Annotated in this window: 17 protein-coding genes and 1 pseudogene; 10 read left to right on the top strand and 8 right to left on the bottom strand. The window is 65.6% G+C overall.

What is annotated here, in order from left to right; all coding sequences use genetic code 11:
* Positions 1–64 precede the first annotated feature (64 nt).
* Entirely contained in the window at positions 65–1,363 is a 1,299-nt protein-coding gene (locus PHX69_RS07965) for a sensor domain-containing diguanylate cyclase (protein WP_119014427.1), read from the bottom strand.
* A gap of 317 nt (positions 1,364–1,680) precedes the next feature.
* Between PHX69_RS07965 and PHX69_RS07960 the strand changes: the two genes are divergently transcribed.
* The 7 genes from PHX69_RS07960 to PHX69_RS07930 all read left to right on the top strand — a co-directional run bounded on the left by PHX69_RS07960 (position 1,681) and on the right by PHX69_RS07930 (position 7,767).
* The gene (locus PHX69_RS07960; protein ID WP_119014426.1) at positions 1,681–1,971 is read left to right on the top strand and encodes a co-chaperone GroES; all 291 of its coding nucleotides are present in this window, start codon (positions 1,681–1,683) and stop codon (positions 1,969–1,971) included.
* 86 nt (positions 1,972–2,057) lie between these two features.
* Positions 2,058–3,707: a chaperonin GroEL gene (gene groL / locus PHX69_RS07955; protein WP_119014425.1), complete on the top strand. Its 1,650-nt coding sequence runs from the start codon at positions 2,058–2,060 to the stop codon at positions 3,705–3,707.
* A 236-nt stretch (positions 3,708–3,943) separates the two neighbouring features.
* Entirely contained in the window at positions 3,944–4,363 is a 420-nt protein-coding gene (locus tag PHX69_RS07950; protein ID WP_502958496.1) for a DUF1924 domain-containing protein, read from the top strand.
* Positions 4,364–4,379: 16 nt separating this feature from the next.
* Positions 4,380–4,934, top strand: a complete 555-nt coding sequence (locus PHX69_RS07945) for a diheme cytochrome c (protein ID WP_288043213.1) — start codon at positions 4,380–4,382, stop codon at positions 4,932–4,934.
* A gap of 8 nt (positions 4,935–4,942) precedes the next feature.
* Positions 4,943–5,701, top strand: a complete 759-nt coding sequence (locus PHX69_RS07940) for a cytochrome b/b6 domain-containing protein (protein WP_288043212.1) — start codon at positions 4,943–4,945, stop codon at positions 5,699–5,701.
* A 15-nt stretch (positions 5,702–5,716) separates the two neighbouring features.
* Complete coding sequence (locus PHX69_RS07935; protein WP_288043211.1) at positions 5,717–6,385, top strand: response regulator; 669 nt, start codon at positions 5,717–5,719, stop codon at positions 6,383–6,385.
* Positions 6,382–7,767 (top strand): ATP-binding protein, encoded by a 1,386-nt coding sequence (locus PHX69_RS07930; RefSeq protein ID WP_288043210.1) that lies wholly within the window; start codon positions 6,382–6,384, stop codon positions 7,765–7,767. The genes PHX69_RS07935 and PHX69_RS07930 overlap by 4 nt, the downstream gene beginning before the upstream one ends.
* Positions 7,768–7,792: 25 nt before the next feature.
* Here the strand turns inward: PHX69_RS07930 and pgi are convergent, their stop codons facing one another.
* The 3 genes from pgi to iscB are packed head-to-tail and all read right to left on the bottom strand — an operon-like array spanning position 7,793 to position 11,850.
* A complete protein-coding gene (gene pgi, locus PHX69_RS07925) occupies positions 7,793–9,433 on the bottom strand; it encodes a glucose-6-phosphate isomerase (RefSeq protein WP_288043209.1) in 1,641 nt (546 codons plus the stop codon).
* A gap of 33 nt (positions 9,434–9,466) precedes the next feature.
* The gene (tal, locus tag PHX69_RS07920; protein ID WP_288043208.1) at positions 9,467–10,414 is read right to left on the bottom strand and encodes a transaldolase; all 948 of its coding nucleotides are present in this window, start codon (positions 10,412–10,414) and stop codon (positions 9,467–9,469) included.
* A complete protein-coding gene (iscB, locus tag PHX69_RS07915) occupies positions 10,414–11,850 on the bottom strand; it encodes an RNA-guided endonuclease IscB (RefSeq protein ID WP_288043207.1) in 1,437 nt (478 codons plus the stop codon). The genes tal and iscB overlap by 1 nt, the downstream gene beginning before the upstream one ends.
* A 536-nt stretch (positions 11,851–12,386) precedes the next feature.
* Here iscB and PHX69_RS07910 point away from each other — a divergent pair.
* Positions 12,387–13,232: a MurR/RpiR family transcriptional regulator gene (locus tag PHX69_RS07910; RefSeq protein WP_119014418.1), complete on the top strand. Its 846-nt coding sequence runs from the start codon at positions 12,387–12,389 to the stop codon at positions 13,230–13,232.
* A gap of 5 nt (positions 13,233–13,237) precedes the next feature.
* Here PHX69_RS07910 and PHX69_RS07905 read toward each other — a convergent pair whose 3' ends face one another.
* The gene (locus PHX69_RS07905) at positions 13,238–14,038 is read right to left on the bottom strand and encodes an IclR family transcriptional regulator domain-containing protein (RefSeq protein WP_288043206.1); all 801 of its coding nucleotides are present in this window, start codon (positions 14,036–14,038) and stop codon (positions 13,238–13,240) included.
* Positions 14,039–14,186: 148 nt separating this feature from the next.
* Here PHX69_RS07905 and PHX69_RS07900 point away from each other — a divergent pair, with 148 nt between their 5' ends.
* Positions 14,187–15,875: an acyl CoA:acetate/3-ketoacid CoA transferase gene (locus PHX69_RS07900; protein ID WP_288043204.1), complete on the top strand. Its 1,689-nt coding sequence runs from the start codon at positions 14,187–14,189 to the stop codon at positions 15,873–15,875.
* Positions 15,872–16,882, top strand: a complete 1,011-nt coding sequence (locus PHX69_RS07895; protein WP_288043203.1) for a tripartite tricarboxylate transporter substrate binding protein — start codon at positions 15,872–15,874, stop codon at positions 16,880–16,882. The genes PHX69_RS07900 and PHX69_RS07895 overlap by 4 nt, the downstream gene beginning before the upstream one ends.
* A gap of 51 nt (positions 16,883–16,933) precedes the next feature.
* Here the strand turns inward: PHX69_RS07895 and PHX69_RS07890 are convergent, their stop codons facing one another.
* From PHX69_RS07890 to PHX69_RS07880, 3 genes and pseudogenes are all read right to left on the bottom strand, one after another.
* Entirely contained in the window at positions 16,934–17,917 is a 984-nt protein-coding gene (locus PHX69_RS07890; RefSeq protein WP_288043202.1) for a tripartite tricarboxylate transporter substrate binding protein, read from the bottom strand.
* Between the two features lie 117 nt (positions 17,918–18,034).
* Positions 18,035–18,970 carry an electron transfer flavoprotein subunit alpha/FixB family protein gene (locus tag PHX69_RS07885; RefSeq protein WP_288043201.1) on the bottom strand — a complete coding sequence of 312 codons (936 nt, stop codon included), beginning with the start codon at positions 18,968–18,970 and terminating at the stop codon, positions 18,035–18,037.
* A gap of 10 nt (positions 18,971–18,980) precedes the next feature.
* Positions 18,981–19,189, bottom strand: a pseudogene (locus PHX69_RS07880) (electron transfer flavoprotein subunit beta/FixA family protein); the annotation flags it as partial.

Below are 19,189 nucleotides of genomic sequence, written 5' to 3'. Positions count from 1 at the left end.
CTGGCCGCCCTGGAAGACCGGTTTTTTGAAGACCACTTCCATATGCTCGACCACTTTCTGGGGCTTACGCAGGGTCGCTGAGCGCTGCCGCCACGGCGGCTTCGACCCGATCGCGCCCCTTGGCCTTGGCCCGGTACAGGGCTGAGTCTGCCGCCATGAACAGCGCCTGCGCGGTGCTGCCGTGGTGCGGAAACACTGCCATGCCAAAGCTGCAAGTGACCGGGCCCAGCACCGCTGCGGTGGGCCAATCGACCTGTGCCAAGGCCGCACGCAAACGCCCACCCAGCACCAGCAGATCGTCCAGCCGGGTGTCGGCGCACACCACCATGAACTCCTCGCCGCCCCAGCGGGACAGGCAGTCTGTGGGCCGCACCTGGGCACCCAGAACGCGGGCAATCTGGCGCAGCACCTCATCGCCCACCGCATGGCCAAACTGGTCGTTGATGGCCTTGAAATGGTCTACGTCAAAAACACACACCCCCAGGGTCGTGCCCAGTTGCCGGCAGCGCTCCAGGTGGCGCTGGAGGCACTGCTCGCCCTCGCGCCGGTTGGGCAGCCCGGTCAGCGCGTCGTGGGAGGCCAGCTCTTGCAAAGCCTGCTCGGTTTTCTTGCGGTCGGTGATGTTGTGCACCATGCCCACCACGCGCCGGGGGGCGCCTTGCGCATCGCGCTCGCAAACGCGGCCCCGGTCGTGTACCCAGATGAAATGGCCGTTGCGGTTGCGCAGCCGGTATTCGACCTCATAGCGCTCGCGCTGGCCCGACAGGTGCTCGTGCAGCACGCGCTGCACAAATTCGCGGTCGTCGGGGTGGACGTTCTCTGACCAGGACTCCAGCGAAGGGCGCATCTCGTGGGGGCCATAGCCCAGCATGCGCTTGAGCTGCGGGCTGAAAAACACTTCATTGGTTTCCAGGCACCAATCCCACAGGCCATCGCTGGCCTGGGTCAGGGCGTAGTGCAGTTGCATATCCCGGTCATGCAGGTCTTGCTCCAGGGCCAGGCGCTGGCTGATGTTGCGGGCAATCGACACGAAGTACTCGCGCCCCTCGTGCTCAAACGCACTGGTACAAACCTCAACAGGCACTTCTGCACCGCTCTTGTGCTGGTGCTGGCCCACAAACACCAGCCCCTGCGGCGCGGCGCGGATGGCCTGCGCCAGACTGGCCCACTGCGGCATGCCCAGCACATCTTTTTGCAGACTGAGCACCGAGTGCGACAACAGCTCGGAGCGCTCCATGCCCACCTGGTGCAGCGCCGCCGCGTTGCAGTCGAGGATGTCCGAGCTGTGCGGATCGATCAGAAAAACTGCATCGGGCAAATGCTGGAACAGGGCCAGGGATAAAGAGGGGGAGGAAGAGAGCATGTGGGCAATCACGGTCGGGCCAAAACCAGGCAGGCAACCATTGGCAGCGGGGCACCGGCGCCCGGCTGCCCCAAACCACGATGGTAGGGCATACCACTACCAAGTATCTGACAAAGCCGTGCTATTGCCCTGACCAGCATCAACCCCAATGGATGCACGGGTCTTGCACGCCGGGGGCTTGAAACCGGGACAAACGCCCTTATCATTAGCACTCGACGCCAAGGAGTGCTAACAAGCGGGCCTTGGTCGTAATTTGGTGGTGCCTGCAATGGCAGGCATCTATGGCAAGCAACCTTTTTGAACCCAGGAGATATGCAATGAAACTTCGCCCCCTGCACGACCGTGTCATCGTCAAGCGCATCGAAAGCGAAACCAAAACAGCTTCGGGCATCTACATCCCCGACAACGCCGCTGAAAAGCCCGACCAAGGTGAAGTGCTGGCCGTCGGCCCTGGCAAGAAGAACGACAAGGGCGAACTGGGCACGATGAACGTCAAGGTTGGCGACCGCGTGCTGTTCGGCAAGTACAGCGGCCAGACCGTCAAGGTCGATGGCGACGAGCTGCTGGTCATGAAGGAAGACGACCTGTTCGCGGTTGTCGAGAAATAATTTCAACGCTATTTTATTGATAGCTACTAGCGCTTGACAGACGGGCGCTGGAACCACATTTAACCCCAATATTCAGGAGCTCCAACATGGCAGCAAAAGACGTAGTTTTCGGCGGTGAAGCCCGCGCCCGCATGGTTGAAGGCGTGAACATTCTGGCCAACGCGGTCAAGACCACCCTGGGCCCCAAGGGCCGCAACGTGGTGCTGGAGCGCTCGTTCGGCGCCCCCACCGTGACCAAGGACGGCGTGTCCGTGGCCAAGGAAATCGAACTCAAAGACAAGCTGCAAAACATGGGCGCGCAGATGGTCAAGGAAGTCGCTTCCAAGACCTCTGACAACGCTGGCGACGGCACCACCACCGCCACCGTGCTGGCCCAGGCCATCGTGCGCGAAGGCATGAAGTACGTGGCCGCTGGCATGAACCCCATGGACCTGAAGCGCGGCATCGACAAGGCTGTCGCCGCCTTGATCGAAGAGCTGAAGAAGGCTTCCAAGGCCACCACCACCTCCAAGGAAATCGCCCAAGTGGGTTCCATTTCCGCCAACTCGGACTCCAGCATCGGCGAAATCATTGCCAATGCCATGGACAAGGTCGGCAAGGAAGGCGTGATCACCGTGGAAGACGGCAAGTCGCTGCAAAACGAACTCGACGTCGTTGAAGGCATGCAGTTTGACCGCGGCTACCTGTCGCCCTACTTCATCAACAACCCCGAAAAGCAAGCCGCGATTCTGGACAACCCCTTCGTGCTGCTGTTCGACAAGAAGATCAGCAACATCCGCGACCTGCTGCCCACGCTGGAGCAAGTGGCCAAGGCCGGCCGTCCGCTGCTGATCATTGCCGAAGAAGTCGAAGGCGAAGCCCTGGCGACTCTGGTGGTGAACACCATCCGCGGCATCCTGAAGGTTGTCGCTGTCAAGGCCCCTGGCTTTGGCGACCGCCGCAAGGCCATGCTGGAAGACATCGCCATCCTGACGGGCGGCAAGGTCATCGCTGAAGAAGTGGGCCTGACACTCGAAAAGGTCACGCTGGCCGATCTGGGCCAAGCCAAGCGCGTCGAAGTGGGCAAGGAAAACACCATCATCATCGACGGCGAAGGCCAGGCTGCTGACATCGAAGCGCGCGTCAAGCAAGTGCGCATCCAGATCGAAGAAGCCACCTCCGACTACGACCGCGAAAAGCTGCAAGAGCGCGTGGCCAAGCTGGCCGGCGGTGTGGCCGTGATCAAGGTCGGCGCTGCCACCGAAGTCGAAATGAAGGAAAAGAAGGCCCGCGTGGAAGACGCCCTGCACGCTACCCGCGCTGCCGTGGAAGAAGGCATCGTGGCCGGTGGTGGCGTGGCCCTGCTGCGCGCGCGCCAAGCTGCTGGCGAGATCAAGGGTGACAACGCTGACCAGGACGCCGGTATCAAGCTGGTGCTCAAGGCCATCGAAGCGCCCCTGCGCGAAATCGTCGCCAACGCCGGTGGCGAGCCATCGGTGGTGGTCAACGCTGTGCTGGCTGGCAAGGGCAACTACGGCTTCAACGCTGCCAACGACACCTACGGCGACATGATCGAGATGGGCATTCTGGATCCCACCAAGGTCACGCGCACGGCACTGCAAAACGCCGCTTCGGTGTCCTCGCTGATGCTGACGACCGAGTGCATGGTTGCTGAATCGCCCAAGGAAGAATCCGCTGGCGGCCCCGACATGGGCGGCATGGGTGGTATGGGCGGCATGGGCGGCATGGGCATGTAAGCCTCCCCCGGGCGGGACTGGTTCCCGCCCCGAGGCGAGCGCCTCACTTTGTCAAAAAACCCGCAGGTGTCACAGCCTGCGGGTTTTTTGCGTTTTCGCTACTGAATTCATAGCTGTAAGCGCCCATCAGATAAGCGCTACAGGCACTTTAGGCACATCAATGCGTTGCGCGGCCAGCCACAGCCCTGGCACCCGGCGTTAAGCCATTCTTCATGCCCGCCTTGCACCATGGCGGCATGCAATCCCCACACCGCACCCTTCTTGCCGCCCAGGCCGCGCTGCTGGCGCTGGCCTGCACCCTGCCCCTGGCCCGCGCTGCGGGCGATACCAACGCCCAGGCCCAGTTGCAGCGCTGGAGCGCTGCGGCAGGCGCCCCGGCCAACGCCGAGCGGGGCCGCGTGTTCTTCACCAGCCGCCACGGGGGCGAGTGGTCTTGCGCCTCCTGCCACGGCAGTGTGCCGACCACGCCCGCACGCCACGCCAGCACCGGCAAAACCGTGGCACCGCTGGCGCCCGCTTTCAACCCCGAGCGCTTTACCGATACCGCCAAATCCGACAAGTGGTTCCGGCGCAACTGCAAAGACGTGCTCAGCCGCGAATGCACCGCCGCTGAAAAAGCCGACGTGCTGGCCTGGCTGGTACAGCTCAAACCCTGACCGAGAAAGACCCGCCATGTTTGCAACTTCCTCTGCACCTTCCCGTTTGGCCACTGGGCGGCACCTGCTGGGCGGGGCTACAGCCCCAGTGGGGCGTGTGGTACGCCGGTCTGCCGCGCTGCTGGCTCTGGCCTGCGCCCTGCCCGGTGCCCTGAGCACGGCCTTGGCCGACAGCCGCCAAATGCCCGCCAGCGCCATGCTGCCTGCCTACCAGCAAGAGTGCGCCGCCTGCCACATGGCTTACCCGCCCGGCATGCTGCCCGCCAGCTCGTGGAACCGCATGATGGGCAATCTGGAGCAGCACTACGGCACCGACGCCTCGCTCGACCCGGCCCTGGTGCGCCAGCTCAACACCTGGCTGCAGGCCAACGCAGGCACCTACAAGCGCGTGCGCGAGGCGCCGCCGCAAGACCGCATCACCCAATCGGCCTGGTTCGAGCGCAAGCACCGCGAGGTACAGCCTGCCGTCTGGAAGCGCCCCGCCGTGGGCAGCCGCGCCAACTGCATGGCCTGCCACACCCGCGCCGACCAGGGCGACTTTGACGACGACAACGTCCGTATCCCGAAATGAGGCCCCCCATGACTGGCAACACCCTGCATTCCCCCGGCCCGACCACCGCCACCGGCCCCACCACGGCAGCGCCCACACCCAGCCGCCGCGTCACCGATGCAGCCACGCGCACGCTGCACTGGCTGATGGCGCTGTCTTTTACCGGCGCCTACCTCACTGCCGACGGCGAGCGCTGGCGGCTCGTCCACGTCACGCTGGGCTACACGCTGGCAGGCTTGCTGGTGGCGCGCGTGCTGTGGGGCCTGTTCGGGCCGCGCCACGCACGGCTGTCGGCGCTGTGGCGCAAGCTGCAAGGGCTGCCCGCGTGGCTGCAATCGCTGGCCGCCGTGCGCTCGCCCAGTGCGCTGCAAACCGTCTGGCGCCCAGGGCAAAACCTGCTGATGGCGCTGGCCGTGGCGCTGATCCTCGCCCTGGTGCTGCCACTCACCCTCAGCGGCTACGCCGTCTGGGACGAATGGGGCGGCGAGTGGCTGGAAGAGGTGCATGAATTTTTCGGCAACGCCCTGCTCGGCGTGGTGCTGGCACACATCGGTCTGATTGCCCTGCTGAGCGCGCTGCGCCGCAAAAACCAGGCCCTGCCCATGCTCACGGGCCGCGTGCCCGGCCCCGGCCCCGATCTGGCCAAGAAAAACCACGCCCTGCTGGCCGCCGCCATCGTGCTGGCTGTGGTGGCCTTCTGGGCCTGGCAGTGGAGCGCGGCCCCCAGCGCCCCCATCCCGGCAGACGCTGCCTGGAGCGAAAATCGCCACTCCGACCACGACGACTGACCGAAAGCCCCGCCCATGCGCATCCTGCTGGCTGAAGACGACGAACTGCTGGGCTCAGGCATCCGCGCGGGCCTGGCACAGCACGGTTTCCAGGTGGACTGGGTGCGCGATGGCGTGGCCGCCGAGCGCGAACTGGCCACCGGCGCCTACCAGGCCTGCGTGCTCGACCTGGGCCTGCCGCGCCAGGACGGCATGGACGTGCTGCGCCAGGTACGCGCCCGGCGCAACGCCACCCCGGTGCTGGTGCTGACCGCGCGCGATGCCGTCACCGCCCGCATCGCCGGGCTGGACGCCGGGGCCGACGACTACCTGATCAAGCCCATCGACCTGCATGAACTGGCCGCCCGGCTGCGCGCCCTGGTGCGCCGTGCCCACGGCCAGAGCGAAACCCGCCTGAGCGCAGGCGCCGTCGAGCTCGACCCGGCAGCGCACCAGGTCTGGCTGGCGGGCGTGCCCGTGGAGCTGTCGGGCCGCGAATACGACCTGCTGCACGCACTGCTGCTGAGCAACGGGCGCGTGCTCTCGCGCGAGCAACTGGAGCAGCGCCTGTACCAGTGGGGCAGCGAAATCAACAGCAATGCCGTCGAAGTCCACATCTACCACCTGCGGCGCAAGCTGGGCGCGGGGTTGATCGAGACAGTGCGCGGCGTGGGCTACCGCATGGCACAGGGCGCCAGCGCATGAGCGCCGCCAGCGACACCGGTGCGGGCCACCACACCGCCAGCCCGGCCCGCACACCGCGCTCTTTGCAAACCCGGCTCTTGGTGACGGTGCTGGCGCTGGTGCTGCTGGCCTGGTGCGCCGCCGCCGCCCTGGCCTGGTACGAAACCGAGCACGAAGTCAGCGAACTGCTGGACGCCCACCTGGCCCAGACTGCCGCCCTGCTGCGCCTGCAACCCCTGGACGAGCTGGATGAAGACAAGCTCAATGAAGCGCCCGAGCTGTACAAATACCAGCCCAAAGTGGTGTTCCAGCTCTGGCACGACGGCCAGTTGCTGGCACGATCGGCCAACGCCCCGCTGCAACCCCTGACCGACCGGCGCAAACGCGGCTTTACCAACAGCGAAGTGGAAGACCAGGAGTGGCGTGTGTTTGTGACCCCGGGGCGCAAGGGCGATGTGCGCATTCTGGTGGGCGAGCGCCAGTCCATGCGCGACGAGATCGTGATGGCCAGCGTCAGCAGCATGTGGGAGCCCATGGCCTGGGCGCTGCCGCTGCTGGCGCTGGGCATCTGGTGGGCGGTGCGCGGCTCGGTGCGGCCACTGCGCCAACTGGGACAGGCCGTGGCCACGCGCCAGCCGCAGTCGCTGGCGCCGCTGGACACGGCAGGCGTCCCCCCCGAGGTGCTGCCGCTGGTAACGGCGCTGAACGGCCTGTTCGAGCGCATGGCCCAGCTGCTGGCCAGCGAACAGCAATTCACCGCCGATGCCGCGCACGAGCTGCGCACGCCCATTGCCGGTATCCGCATGCAGGCCCAGGTGGCCCAGGGCGCCAGCGAGGCCGCCGAACGCAGCGATGCCCTGGCCGCCACCGTGCGCGGCTGCGACCGCGCCACGCGCCTGGTAGAGCAATTGCTGCAACTGGCCCGGCTGGATGCCGAAGCAGCCCAGCCCAGCGCCCCGCCCACCGACCTGACCGATGTGGCCCGTACCGTGGTGGCCGACCTGGCCAGCACCGCACAGGCGCGCGGGCAACAGGTGGCACTGCAATGCACAGGCCCCGCGCCCGTGCCGCTGGCCGAGCCCCTGGCGCAGGTGCTGCTGCGCAACCTGCTGGACAACGCCCTGCGCTACAGCCCCGAGGGCGCGCAGGTGCAGGTGCAGATCAGCCCGGCTGCCCCAGGCAAGGGCGCTCAGCTGTGCGTACAAGACAGCGGGCCGGGTCTGGCCGAGGCCGATATGGCGCGCCTGGGCGAGCGGTTTTTTCGGGTACTGGGCACGGGGCAAAGCGGCAGCGGACTGGGCTGGTCCATCGTGCAGCGCATTGCGCGGCTGCACGGCCTGCGCGTGGCCCACGACCGCAGCCCCACGCTGGGCGGCCTGCGCGTGACCATCACCTGGCCTTGAGCCCCGGGGCGCAGGGGCCGGGCGCTTACACGCCAGGGCCGATACCCGCACCCAGCCGCTGCAACAGCCCCGCCGTGGCCGCATCCAGCCCGGTAGTGTCGCCACTGGCCAGGCGTGGCTCGATGTTGGAGGCCAGCTGCTTGCCCAGCTCCACACCCCACTGGTCAAAACTGTTGATGCCCCAAAGCGATCCGGCGACAAACACGCGGTGCTCATACAGCGCAATCAGCGCGCCCAGCGATGCCGGCGTCAGCTGTTCCAGCAGCAGCACCGTGCTGGGCCGGTTGCCGCTGAAGTGGCGGTGGCCACAGGCACTCTCGCGCCCCAGCATCAGCGCCTGCGCCTGCGCCAGCGCGTTGGCCACCAGGCGTGGGTGCTGTTCGGGCAAATCACGCCCGCCCCGGCGCAGCACGATGAACTCGACCGGAATCACGTCCAGCCCCTGGTGGATCATCTGGAAGAACGCGTGCTGGCCATTGGTGCCGGGCTCGCCCCAAACCACGGGCGAGGTGGCGTAGGGCAGCGCGCGGCCCTGCCAGTCCACGCCCTTGCCGTTGCTCTCCATCTCCAGCTGCTGCAAATACGCCGACAGGCGGCGCAGACCGTGGCTGTAGGGCGCAATGCAGCGGCTGCCAAAGCCATGGAAGTTGCGATACCACACGTCCAACAGCCCCAGGCGCACGGGCAGGTTGCGCTCCAGGGGTGCGCTGTGAAAGTGCTCGTCCATGGCGTGGGCACCGGCCAGCAGCGCGCGGAATGCCTCGGCGCCCACGGCCACCGCAATGGGCAACCCGATGGCCGACCACAGCGAAAAGCGCCCGCCCACCCAGTCCCAAAAACCAAAGGTCGTGGTAATGCCAAAGTCGCGGGCGGCAGCGATGTTGGTGGTCAGCGCAGCAAAGTGGCGCGCCAGCGGCAGGGCGGCATCGGCCTGCGTGCTGCCGCCGTGGGCCAGAAACCAGTCGCGCGCAGCGTGCGCGTTGACCATGGTTTCCGCCGTGGTGAAGGTTTTGGAGGCGATCAGGAACAGCGTGCGCTCGGGCCGCAGCTGGCGCAGCAGGCTGCCCAGCTCCATGCCATCGACGTTGGACACAAAATGCACCCGCTGCTGCGGCAGCCACAGGTCTTGCAGCGCCGCCACCACCATGGCCGGCCCCAGGCCCGAGCCGCCAATGCCAATGCTGACGATGTCGGTGATGTGCGCGTCCTGGCGCACGGCCTCGGCGTAGGCCAGCATGGCGTGCAGCGTGGCCTGCACATCCTGCTCCGCATTTGCTATTAAATCAGTAGCTACTTGCGCTTTCTGGGCGGGCGATGGGGCCGGATTTCTCAATAAATGGTGCAACGCGGCCCGGTGCTCGGTGGTGTTGACGGCCTCGCCTGCCCACATGGCGGCGCGGTGCTGCTCCAGGCCGCACTCGCGCGCCAGCGCCAGCAGCAGCGCCTCTGTGGCAGTGTCGGTGCGGTTGCGCGAGAGGTCGGCAAACACATGGGGCGCTTCCTGGCTGAAAGCCTGGTAGCGGCCCGGGTCGGCGGCAAAGGCCTCGCGCACATCGAAGTGGCGGCCCGTGCGCTCATAGTGGGCGCGCAGCGCACCCCAGGCCGCCGTCTGGTCGCAGCGCAGGCGCGCGCCATCGCCCCAGGGCGCGGCGCGGCCAGTGTCCACTGTGGCGTTGAGGACAGTTGCAGGCGCTGGCATTCAGGCGGCCAGCAGCAGCTGGTCGAGCTTGGCCGCATCGGCGGCAAAAGCGCGGATGCCTTCGGCCAGCTTCTCGGTGGCCATGGCATCCTGGTTGAGCGCGTAGCGAAAACCCGCTTCGTCGTACTGCACAGCAGGCAAATCCATGGCGCGGGCGGCATCGGCGTCCAGTGCGCGCACTATAGGCGCGTCGGTGGCGGCCAGTTGCGCCAGCAGGTCGGGGGCGATGGTCAGCAGGTCGCAACCCGCCAGCGCAGTGATCTGGCCCACGTTGCGGAAACTCGCGCCCATCACTTCGGTGGCAATGCCAAAGTGCTTGTAGTGGTGGTAGATGGCGCGCACCGACTGCACGCCGGGGTCGTTGGCACCGGCCATGGCGGCCTCGTCCCAACTGGCACCGGCCTGCTTTTTGTACCAGTCGTAGATGCGGCCCACAAACGGCGAAATCAGCTGCACCTTGGCCTGTCCGCAGGCCACCGCCTGGGCAAACGAGAACAACAGCGTCAGGTTGGTGTGGATGCCGCGCTGCTCCAGCTTTTCAGCGGCTTTGATGCCCTCCCAGGTGGCGGCAATCTTGATGAGCACGCGGTCGATGTGGACACCCTGGGCCTGGTACAGCTCGATCAGGCGCTCGGCGCGGGCGATGGTGGCGCTGGTATCAAAGCTCAGGCGCGCATCCACCTCGGTGGACACGCGGCCCGGGATGGTGGCCAGGATTTCACAGCCAAAGCGCACCAGCAGCCTGTCCACCACCTCGGTCAGGTCGCGGCCCCGCCACTGCGCCACCGTCTCTTGCAACAGCGGGGCGTATTCGCTTTTTTGCACCGCCTTGAGGATGAGCGAGGGGTTGGTGGTGGCATCCTGTGGCCGGAACTGGGCCAGCTGGAGAAAATCGCCGGTGTCGGCAACCACGGTGGTGAACTGTTTGAGTGCGTCGAGCTGGTTCATCAGATTGCGCGTGAAACCTCGGCATTCATGCCGGAGAGGCAGAGCGCGGAACGCGCAGCGTTCCTGGCTTGGGGCCTTGCCTGTTCACGTTTTGCGTTGTTGGCCCGGTTGAAGAAATAGCCATAACCATCGGCGCGCTGGATAACGCGGCAATGTCGGTGGCTGATGCCTTGTACCACCACAGATTTTCCGTCCTGGTAGCTCTGGATGTTAAAAGAACCGCTGGCCCGGATCGCCACCCGTCCGATGTGGATGCCGGCCTTGACCCCCGAAGGCACCTCAGCGCGCACCATGTCGCCGGTGCCAAAACCGTGTACCCGTTTGGTTCGCATCAGGTAGCCACGCGGGAAGCCGAATTTGTCCAAGCGGGTGCGTTGGTAGCTGCCCCGGCTCGTGGCTTTGAGGGTGAGCGTGGGGCATTGCCAGTTTTCAATGGATTGGAGGGTGCCAACGCAGGCGGCATCAAGGGCATGGGTTTTCGGTATGCCCAACGTGCAGCGGTTGAATTTGGTTTGACCGCCCGAGGCCAACTCGACTGGTAAGCCGGTGGCTTGCAGCGCGTTGGCCAGCGCCCAGCGCGTTGCGTTCACTGCCGCTGCATCGCGCAGCGGTTTTTTGGCATCGGCCAGTATCTTGGTCAGGCGTTTTCTATCTTTGGCCAGAAATTCTTCAATGCTGCGTGCTGCTTTTTTCTGGTTGCAGCAGACGCAAGCCAGCGTCAGGTTGGACGCTCGGTTGCTGCCGCCTTGCGCCTTGGGGCGGATGTGCTCGATTTGCAGTGGTACGTCTTTGGCATCGCAGTACGCGCACTGACGGCCCCATTTCTCCAGCAGGTACTCGCGCAGCTCGTAGCCGAACAGGGTGCCTTGCTGGTATTCAACGCCCGAGATTTCCGGATTTTGCAGGGCTTGCGTGTCAAAGCGCACCAGTTCACTGCTAAGCGCGGTGATTGACGCCCAGCGCTTGATGCGCCGCACCCAGGCCATGCAGGTATCGACCCGGTGTTGCAGCGACGGCGCCAGCCAGCCTTTTTTCTGGTTGCCGCGATTGAGGAAACGCGGGGCGCGGTAGCGCAGATTGCTACGACGACGGCGGCGCATCTGGCGCCGGGCGGTCAATGCTTCAGAGATTTGTTTGCCGCGATGCACCAGCTCCATCAGATTCAGCACGAAGGCGGCGGTTTGCACCTCGCCCGTTTGCAGGGCGATAGTTTCGGCATCGCGCACCAGTGCAAGGCCGGTGGTTTTGCTGCCGGGGTCAAGTTTGAGGCGCAGCGGCTGCAATGCACACGAAGCAACTTGGCGATCCACGAGCCGGATCACCATCGGCACCAGCCGATGCACCCGCGCCCGACCGCGCGCCAGCAACAGCCGGGCGCGCTTTTCGGTGCAGGGCATCAGCGCCTGGCCTTGGTGGTCCAACACAAAAACTGCCACGTAGCTCTCCACTTCTCCAAAAATCTGCTGTCTTTCCAGCGGTCAGCCCTTACGGGCCTGGTGACGGACATCTTTCGATGTCGCTCCCCTCGGGAATGTCCACAACCGGCTCCAGCTTTTGCAAGCTGCGGCGTCCACCTTCGGGCTTTTACCTTGGCTCAGCATGGTCAACGCCTTGCAGAGCAGCAAACTGAGGAAGCATTTGCTGGTGCGTCTGAACGACCTGTTGTCAACGTAGCGGGTTGGTTACCGCTTTCCCTGGTCAACCTGGCTTGAAACCTTTTGGCTCCAAGCCCCGCCCTTCAGGGCGGGGTAGTTGACAAAACGTCCTTGCGGGCGCCCTGGCCGGCGGCCCTGGGCAGATGACAAGTTTGCAAGTGTATGCGGGCGCTGCATGCGGTTTGCAGGGCGCCAGTCCCGCCATCGGGTGCTGTGGTGCCCGGCAACAGCGCCTGAAACCGCGTTACATTGCTATCACTTTTATGTTCACCTTGCTTGTGCCATGCGTTCTGATCTGGTTTTAGGAATTTTGCCCCGTGCTCGATCGCATTGAAGCGTCCTTGTCGTCCCTGGCCCCGGCAGAGCAGCGCGTGGCCCGCCTGGTACTGGCCGACGCGCGCACATTTGCCCGCCTTCCCGTGCGCGAGCTGGCCGCACGCGCCAACGTCAGCAAACCCACCGTGGTGCGCTTTTGCCGCAGCATGGGCTACGACGGGCTGGCCGATTTCAAGCTCAAGCTGGCGGGCAGCGTCAGTGAGGGCGTGCCCTTCATCCACCGCAGCGTGGACGCCGATGACAAAACCGGCGACGTGCTGGTCAAGGTGGTGGACAACGCCGTGGCCGCCTTTTTGCAATACCGCAACGCCGCCAGCACCGTGGCCATTGAGCGCGCGGCCACCGCCATTGCCAGCACCTGGCAGACCGGGCGGCGCATCGAGTTTTACGGGGCAGGCAATTCGGGCATCGTGGCGCAGGACGCGCAGCACAAGTTCTTCCGGCTGGGCATTACCAGCCTGGCCACCAGCGACGGTCACATGCAGGTGATGAGCGCCACGCTGCTGGGCCCGGGCGACTGCGCCATCATCATCTCCAACTCCGGGCGCACGCGCGACCTGATGGACGCGGCAGAAATCGCGCGCAAAAATGGCGCCACCACCATTGCCATCACCGCCAGCGGCTCACCCCTGGCCAGCGCTTGCCATATCCACCTGGCCGCCGACCACCCCGAGGGCTACGACCGCTACAGCCCCATGGTGTCGCGCCTGCTGCACCTGCTGGTGATTGACGTGCTGGCCACCTGCGTGGCCCTGCGCATTGGCAGCCCGCTGCAACCGCTGCTGCAACAAATGAAGGACAACCTGCGCGCCAAGCGCTACGCCTGACGGGTTCACCCGGCGCGGGCGCGCAGCACCCACTCAATTTGCTGTGCGGCCCGCTGCAAAGGCGGCAGGCAGTCGCGCAGCAGGTCCTTGCGTGAGCGGCGCCCCAGCACCATGCTCAGCCCCAGCGCCGCCACCACCTTGGACTGGCCATCGCGCAGGGGCACCGAAATGCCGCCAAAGCCATCCACCATTTCGCTGTCCAACACGCAATGGCCCTCTTTGCGCACGCGCTGCAAAATGCCAGCCAGCGCGCCGGGGTCGGTGGTGGTGGCGGGCGTCAGCATGGTCAGCGTGGCGTCACGCAGGTAAGCGGCCTGCGCTGCATCATCCAGCGCCGCCAGCAGCACCCGCCCCATCGAGTGCGCAAACGCAGGCAAGCGCCGCCCCACCCCCAAATCCACCCGCAGCAGCTGGGGTGGCTCCTCACGGGCCAGTAACACCACGGCATCCTGGTCCAGCACACCCAGGGAGCAGGTTTCCTGCAACTCATGCGCCAGCGCGTGCATGACAGGCCGCGCCAGCACCGGCAGGCTCATCGAGGCGAAATACGCATGGCCCAGCTCCAGCACCTTGGGGGTGATGGCGAACTGGCGCGCATCTTGTGCCACGTACCCATGGTGTTGCAGCGTCAGCAGCAAGCGGCGCGCGGCGGCACGCGTCACGCCCAGTTTTTCTGCCACCTGCTGCATCGTCATCGTCGGAACGCCCATGGCAAACAGCCGCAGCAACGCCAGGCCGTTGGACAAGGCATCGAGCAGTTCGGGCTCTTTCTTGGCCGTCGCTTCGCAGACAGGGGAGGCAGGCATTTCACACTTCTTTCAGGGGCAAGCGGGGCATTGTAGGAGTGGGCGTGGTGCTTGCGTCCACAGGCAATGCCGTTTAGCATCCATCAATTAGCGAACATTTGTTCGCCAAATAAACATTTTTATCCATTTCCTCCAAGGCCCGCATCCCATGAAAATCATCTGTGCCGACCAGGCTGCCGCACTGGTTCCCTCTGGTGCCACGGTGGCCTGTGCAGGCTTTGTGGGCGCAGGCCATGCCGAAGCCATCACCTCGGCGCTGGAGCGGCGCTTTCTGGCCAGCGCCCAGCCGCGCGACCTGACGCTGGTCTATTCCGCCGGACAGGGCGACCGGGGCCAGCGCGGTGTCAACCATTTCGGCCAGCCGGGCATGACCCGGGTGGTCTGCGGCGGGCACTGGCGCTCGGCGCCGCGCCTGGGCGCTCTGGCGCTGCAAGAGCAATGCGAGGGCTACAACCTGCCCCAAGGCGTCATCAGCCACCTCTACCGCGCCATCGCCGCAGGCAAACCGGGTGTGCTGACACCCATCGGCCTGCACACTTTTGTGGACCCCCGCACCTACCTGGATGCGCGCTACCACGCAGGCGCCATCAACCAGTCGGCGGCCCGCGCCGTCGCGCAAGGGCGCTCCAATTGGGTGGAGGCGCTGGAGTTTCGCGGCAAGGAACACCTGTTCTACCCCGCCTTTCCCATCCACTGCGCGCTGGTGCGCGCCACGGCAGCCGATGCGCGGGGCAACCTGAGCACCCACGGCGAGGCCTTCCACCACGAACTGCTGGCCATCGCCCAGGCCGCCCGCAACAGCGGCGGCATCGTCATCGCCCAGGTGAAAAACCTGGTCGAGTGCCACGAGCTGCTGCACGCCATCCATGTGCCAGGCATCCTGGTGGACTACGTGGTGGTCTGTGATGACCCGGCACACCACCAGATGACGTTCTCAGAGAACTTCAATGCCGCCTACACCCAGCCTTGGCGCGGCGAGCGGGCCGAAACGCTGCCACCAGCCCAAGCCACTGGCGCACTGCTGGACGCCCGCACCATCATCCAGCGCCGTGCCGTGCTGGAGCTGCAACGGCTGCAGCCGCGCGTAGTGAACCTGGGCGTGGGCATGCCCGCCGCCGTGGGCGCGCTGGCACAGCAGGCGGGGCTGTCGGGCTTTACGCTCACCGTCGAGGCCGGGCCCGTGGGCGGCACACCCGCCGATGGCCTGAGCTTTGGCGCCTCCGCCCACCCCGAGGCCGTCATCGACCAGCCCGCACAGTTCGACTTCTACGAGGGCGGCGGCATCGATCTGTCCATCCTGGGGCTGGCAGAACTGGACACGCTGGGCAACGTCAACGTCAGCAAGTTTGGCGAAGCGGGCAAAACATCGATTGCAGGTGTGGGCGGCTTCATCAACATCACGCAAAGCGCCAAGGCCCTGGTTTTCATGGGCACCCTGACCACCGGCGGCCTGCAAGTGGCCGTGGATGGCGGCGCCCTGCGCATCGTGCAGGAAGGGCGGGTGCGCAAACTGGTCGATCAGGTCGCGCACCTGAGCTTCAACGGCCCCTACACCGCCCACCGGGGCACACCGGTGCTCTACATCACCGAGCGCGCCGTGTTCCAGATGCGGGCCGACGCCCAAGGCCAGCAGCGCCTGACCGTGGTCGAGCTGGCACCCGGCATGGATTTGCAGCGTGATGTGCTGGCGCAGTGCGCTGGCCCGCTGGAGGTGGCGCCCGACCTGCAAACGATGGACGCACGCATTTTCCGGCCCGGGCCCTGGTGCCTGACCGACCCACCGCTGGCAGCCCACCCCACGGTGGCCATACCAGCAACCACCCAAGGAGACTTATGAAAACGACACACCACCACCGGGCCACCGCAGCGCGCCGCCATATCCTGAGCGGCCTGGTCGCTGCCCTGGCGCTGCCCCTGCTGGCAGGCCAGGCACTGGCCCAAAGCTACCCCACCCAGCCCATCAAGCTGATTGTTCCCTTCCCTCCGGGCGGGCCCACCGACACGGCGGCGCGCATCATCGGACAGAAGATGGGCGAGGGGCTGCAACAGCCCGTGATCGTGGAAAACCGGCCCGGCGCATCGGGCATGCTGGGCACCGAGGCCACCGCCAAAAGCCCCGCCGACGGCTACACCCTGGTCATGCTGGCATCGCCCACGCTGTTGGCTGGCCACCTCTACGGGCAAAAAAAGTACGACCTGTTCAAAGACTTCGCGCCCATTGGCAGCGCCTACGACCTGCCCATCGTCATGGTGGTCAACCCGCAGGTCATGCCCGACGTCACCGGGCTGCAGCAGCTCGTGGCCAAGGCCAAGGCCCAGCCCGGCAAGCTCAACTACACCAGCGCGGGCAACGCCAGCTTTGGCCACCTGTCCACAGAACTGCTCAAAAGCCAGGGGCAGTTCGACATCCAGCACATCTCTTACCGTGGCAGCGCCCCGGCCATCACCGACTTGCTGGGCGGGCAGGTGCCCATGATGTTCTCGGACATGATTGCCGCCCTGCCCCACATCAAGGCAGGCAAGCTGCGCGCCATCGCGGTGGGCTCGTCCAGCCGGGTGGTTTTCACGCCCGAGGTCAAAACGGTGGCCGAGCAAGGATTCCCCGGGTTTGAAGCCGTGGCCTGGGGCGGCCTGCTGGCCCCCAGCGCCACCCCCGCCGACATCGTGGCGCGCCTGAGCCAGGAGCTGAAGAAAGCCCTGGCCGACAAAACCGTTCAGGAAAAACTCCAGCAGGCAGGCACCACCGCCGCCTACGCCACGCCCGCAGACATGGGCAGCCGCATGCAAAAAGACTTTGACAAGTGGGGCAAAGTCATCCGCGACAACGACATCCGCAACAACTGAACGCAGCCCGCCGCTGCTGCCGCTGCCGCCGCCGCTGCGGCGGGTGCGCGCTCAGTCCAGCTTCACGCCCGCATCACGAATCACCTTGCCCCACTTGGCAGTCTCTGAGGCCAAAAAGGCGTCGCAGGCCTCGGGCGTGGTGCCTTCGGCAAAGGTGCCCATGGCTTCGAGCTTGGCGCGGGTCTCTTGACTCTGGATGATCTGGTTCACGGCGTCCGACATGCGCTTGACGATGTCGCGCGGCGTGCCTGCCGGGGCAATCATGCTGGCCCAGGTGCTGCCCAGCATGCCCGGTATGCCCTGCTCCACAAAGGTGGGCACGTCGGGCAGGATGGGCAGACGCTTGTCGCTGGCCACGCCAATCAGGTGGATGCGCCCGGCCTTGGCAGGCTGGATCAGGTTGGGCGGCGGATCGAGGAACAACGGCACCTGGCCGCCCAGCAAATCGGCCAGCGCGGGCGAGGCGCCCCGGTACGGGATGTGCACCATGAACGTTTTGGTCAGCGTCTTGAACAGCTCGCTGGTCAGGTGCGCTGCCGAGCCGCTGCCCGACGAGGCAAAGCTGACTTTGCCCGGGTTGGCCTTGGCGTAGGCAATCAGCTCTTGGGTGTTCTTGAACGGCGCATTGCTGGACACCGCAGCCACCAGCGGCGACACGCCCATCAGCGACACGCCCACCAAATCCTTGCCCGGGCTGTAGGGCAGCTTGGGATAGAGCGTGGTGTTGGCCGTGAAGGCCGGAATCACCACGCCAAACGTGTGCCCGTCGGGCGCCGACTTGGCCACCGCATCCACGCCAATGATGCTGTTGGCGCCGGGCTTGTTGTCAATCACCACGGGCTGGCCCAGCTGCTTTTGCAGGCCCACTTGCAGCAGGCGCGCCATCTGGTCGGTAAAGCCGCCCGCCGTATAGGGCACGATGATTTTGATGGGCTTGCTCGGCCAGGCCGACTGCGCCAGGGCAGGCAAGGCGGCAGTGGCCAGGGCGGCGGTGCCAACGCGCACCAGGGCGCGGCGGGAAAGGGGGGTGTTCATGGCTATTGTCTCCGGTTTATTTTTAGTCAAAAACGCTGCAAACGCCCACCAGATAAGCGCTAGCAGCTCTCATTGAGATAGCACCCTGGCAGTGACCAAGGCGCCATCTGCTGCGGCTTACAGCGCCTTGACCAGCTCCGGCACCGCCGTGAACAAGTCCGCCTCCAGCCCATAGTCGGCCACGCTGAAGATCGGCGCCTCAGGGTCTTTGTTGATCGCCACGATGACCTTGCTGTCCTTCATCCCGGCCAAGTGCTGGATGGCGCCCGAGATACCGGCGGCCACGTACAGCTGCGGCGCCACGATCTTGCCCGTCTGGCCCACTTGCCAGTCGTTGGGGGCGTAGCCTGCATCGACCGCTGCGCGGCTGGCGCCCAGCGCGGCGCCCAGCTTGTCGGCCAGCGGGGTCATGACTTCGTCGAACTTCTCTTTGCTGCCCAGCGCCCGACCACCCGAGACGATGATCTTGGCGGCCGTGAGTTCGGGCCGGTCGCTCTTGGCGATTTCGCTGCCCTGGAAGCTGCTTTGTCCGGCGTCGGCCACGGCCGCTACGCTTTCGATAGCTGCTGGCGCTTGTCCGGCGCTGGCTGCGGCATCAAAACCCGTAGAACGCACGGTGATGACTTTGGTGGCGTCCTGGCTTTGCACGGTGGCGATGGCGTTGCCGGCGTAGATGGGGCGCTCGAAGGTGTCGGCGCTCACGACTTTGCTGATTTCGCTGATCTGCGCGACGTCCAGCAGGGCGGCAACGCGTGGGGCGACGTTTTTACCGGCTGCGGTGGCGGCAAACAGGATGTGGCTGTAGCTGGATGCAATGGCCAGCACCTGCGCGGCCATGTTCTCGGCCAGGCCGTGAGCCAGGGCGGCGCCGTCGGCGTGCAGCACTTTGGCAACGCCTGCGATTTGGCTGGCTTGTTGGGCGGCAGCAGCAGCGTTGTGACCGGCTACCAGCACGTGAACATCGCCGCCAATGGCAGCCGCCGCCGTGACGGTGTTGAGGGTGGCGCCTTTGATACTGGCGTTGTCGTGTTCGGCAATAACGAGGGTGGTCATGTTCGGTTCCTCAGATCACTTTGGCTTCGTTTTTGAGTTTGTCCACCAGAGCGGCCACGTCGGCCACTTTGACGCCTGCACCGCGCTTGGCGGGCTCTTCGACCTTGAGGGTCTTCAGGCGCGGGGCCACATCGACGCCGAGGTCTTCGGGCTTGACGGTGTCGAGCTGCTTTTTCTTGGCCTTCATGATGTTGGGCAAGGTCACGTAGCGTGGCTCGT

Source organism: Simplicispira sp. (genome assembly GCF_028687295.1).
Classification (GTDB): domain Bacteria; phylum Pseudomonadota; class Gammaproteobacteria; order Burkholderiales; family Burkholderiaceae_C; genus Simplicispira; species Simplicispira metamorpha.
This window is presented reverse-complemented; position numbering and strand designations above follow the sequence as displayed.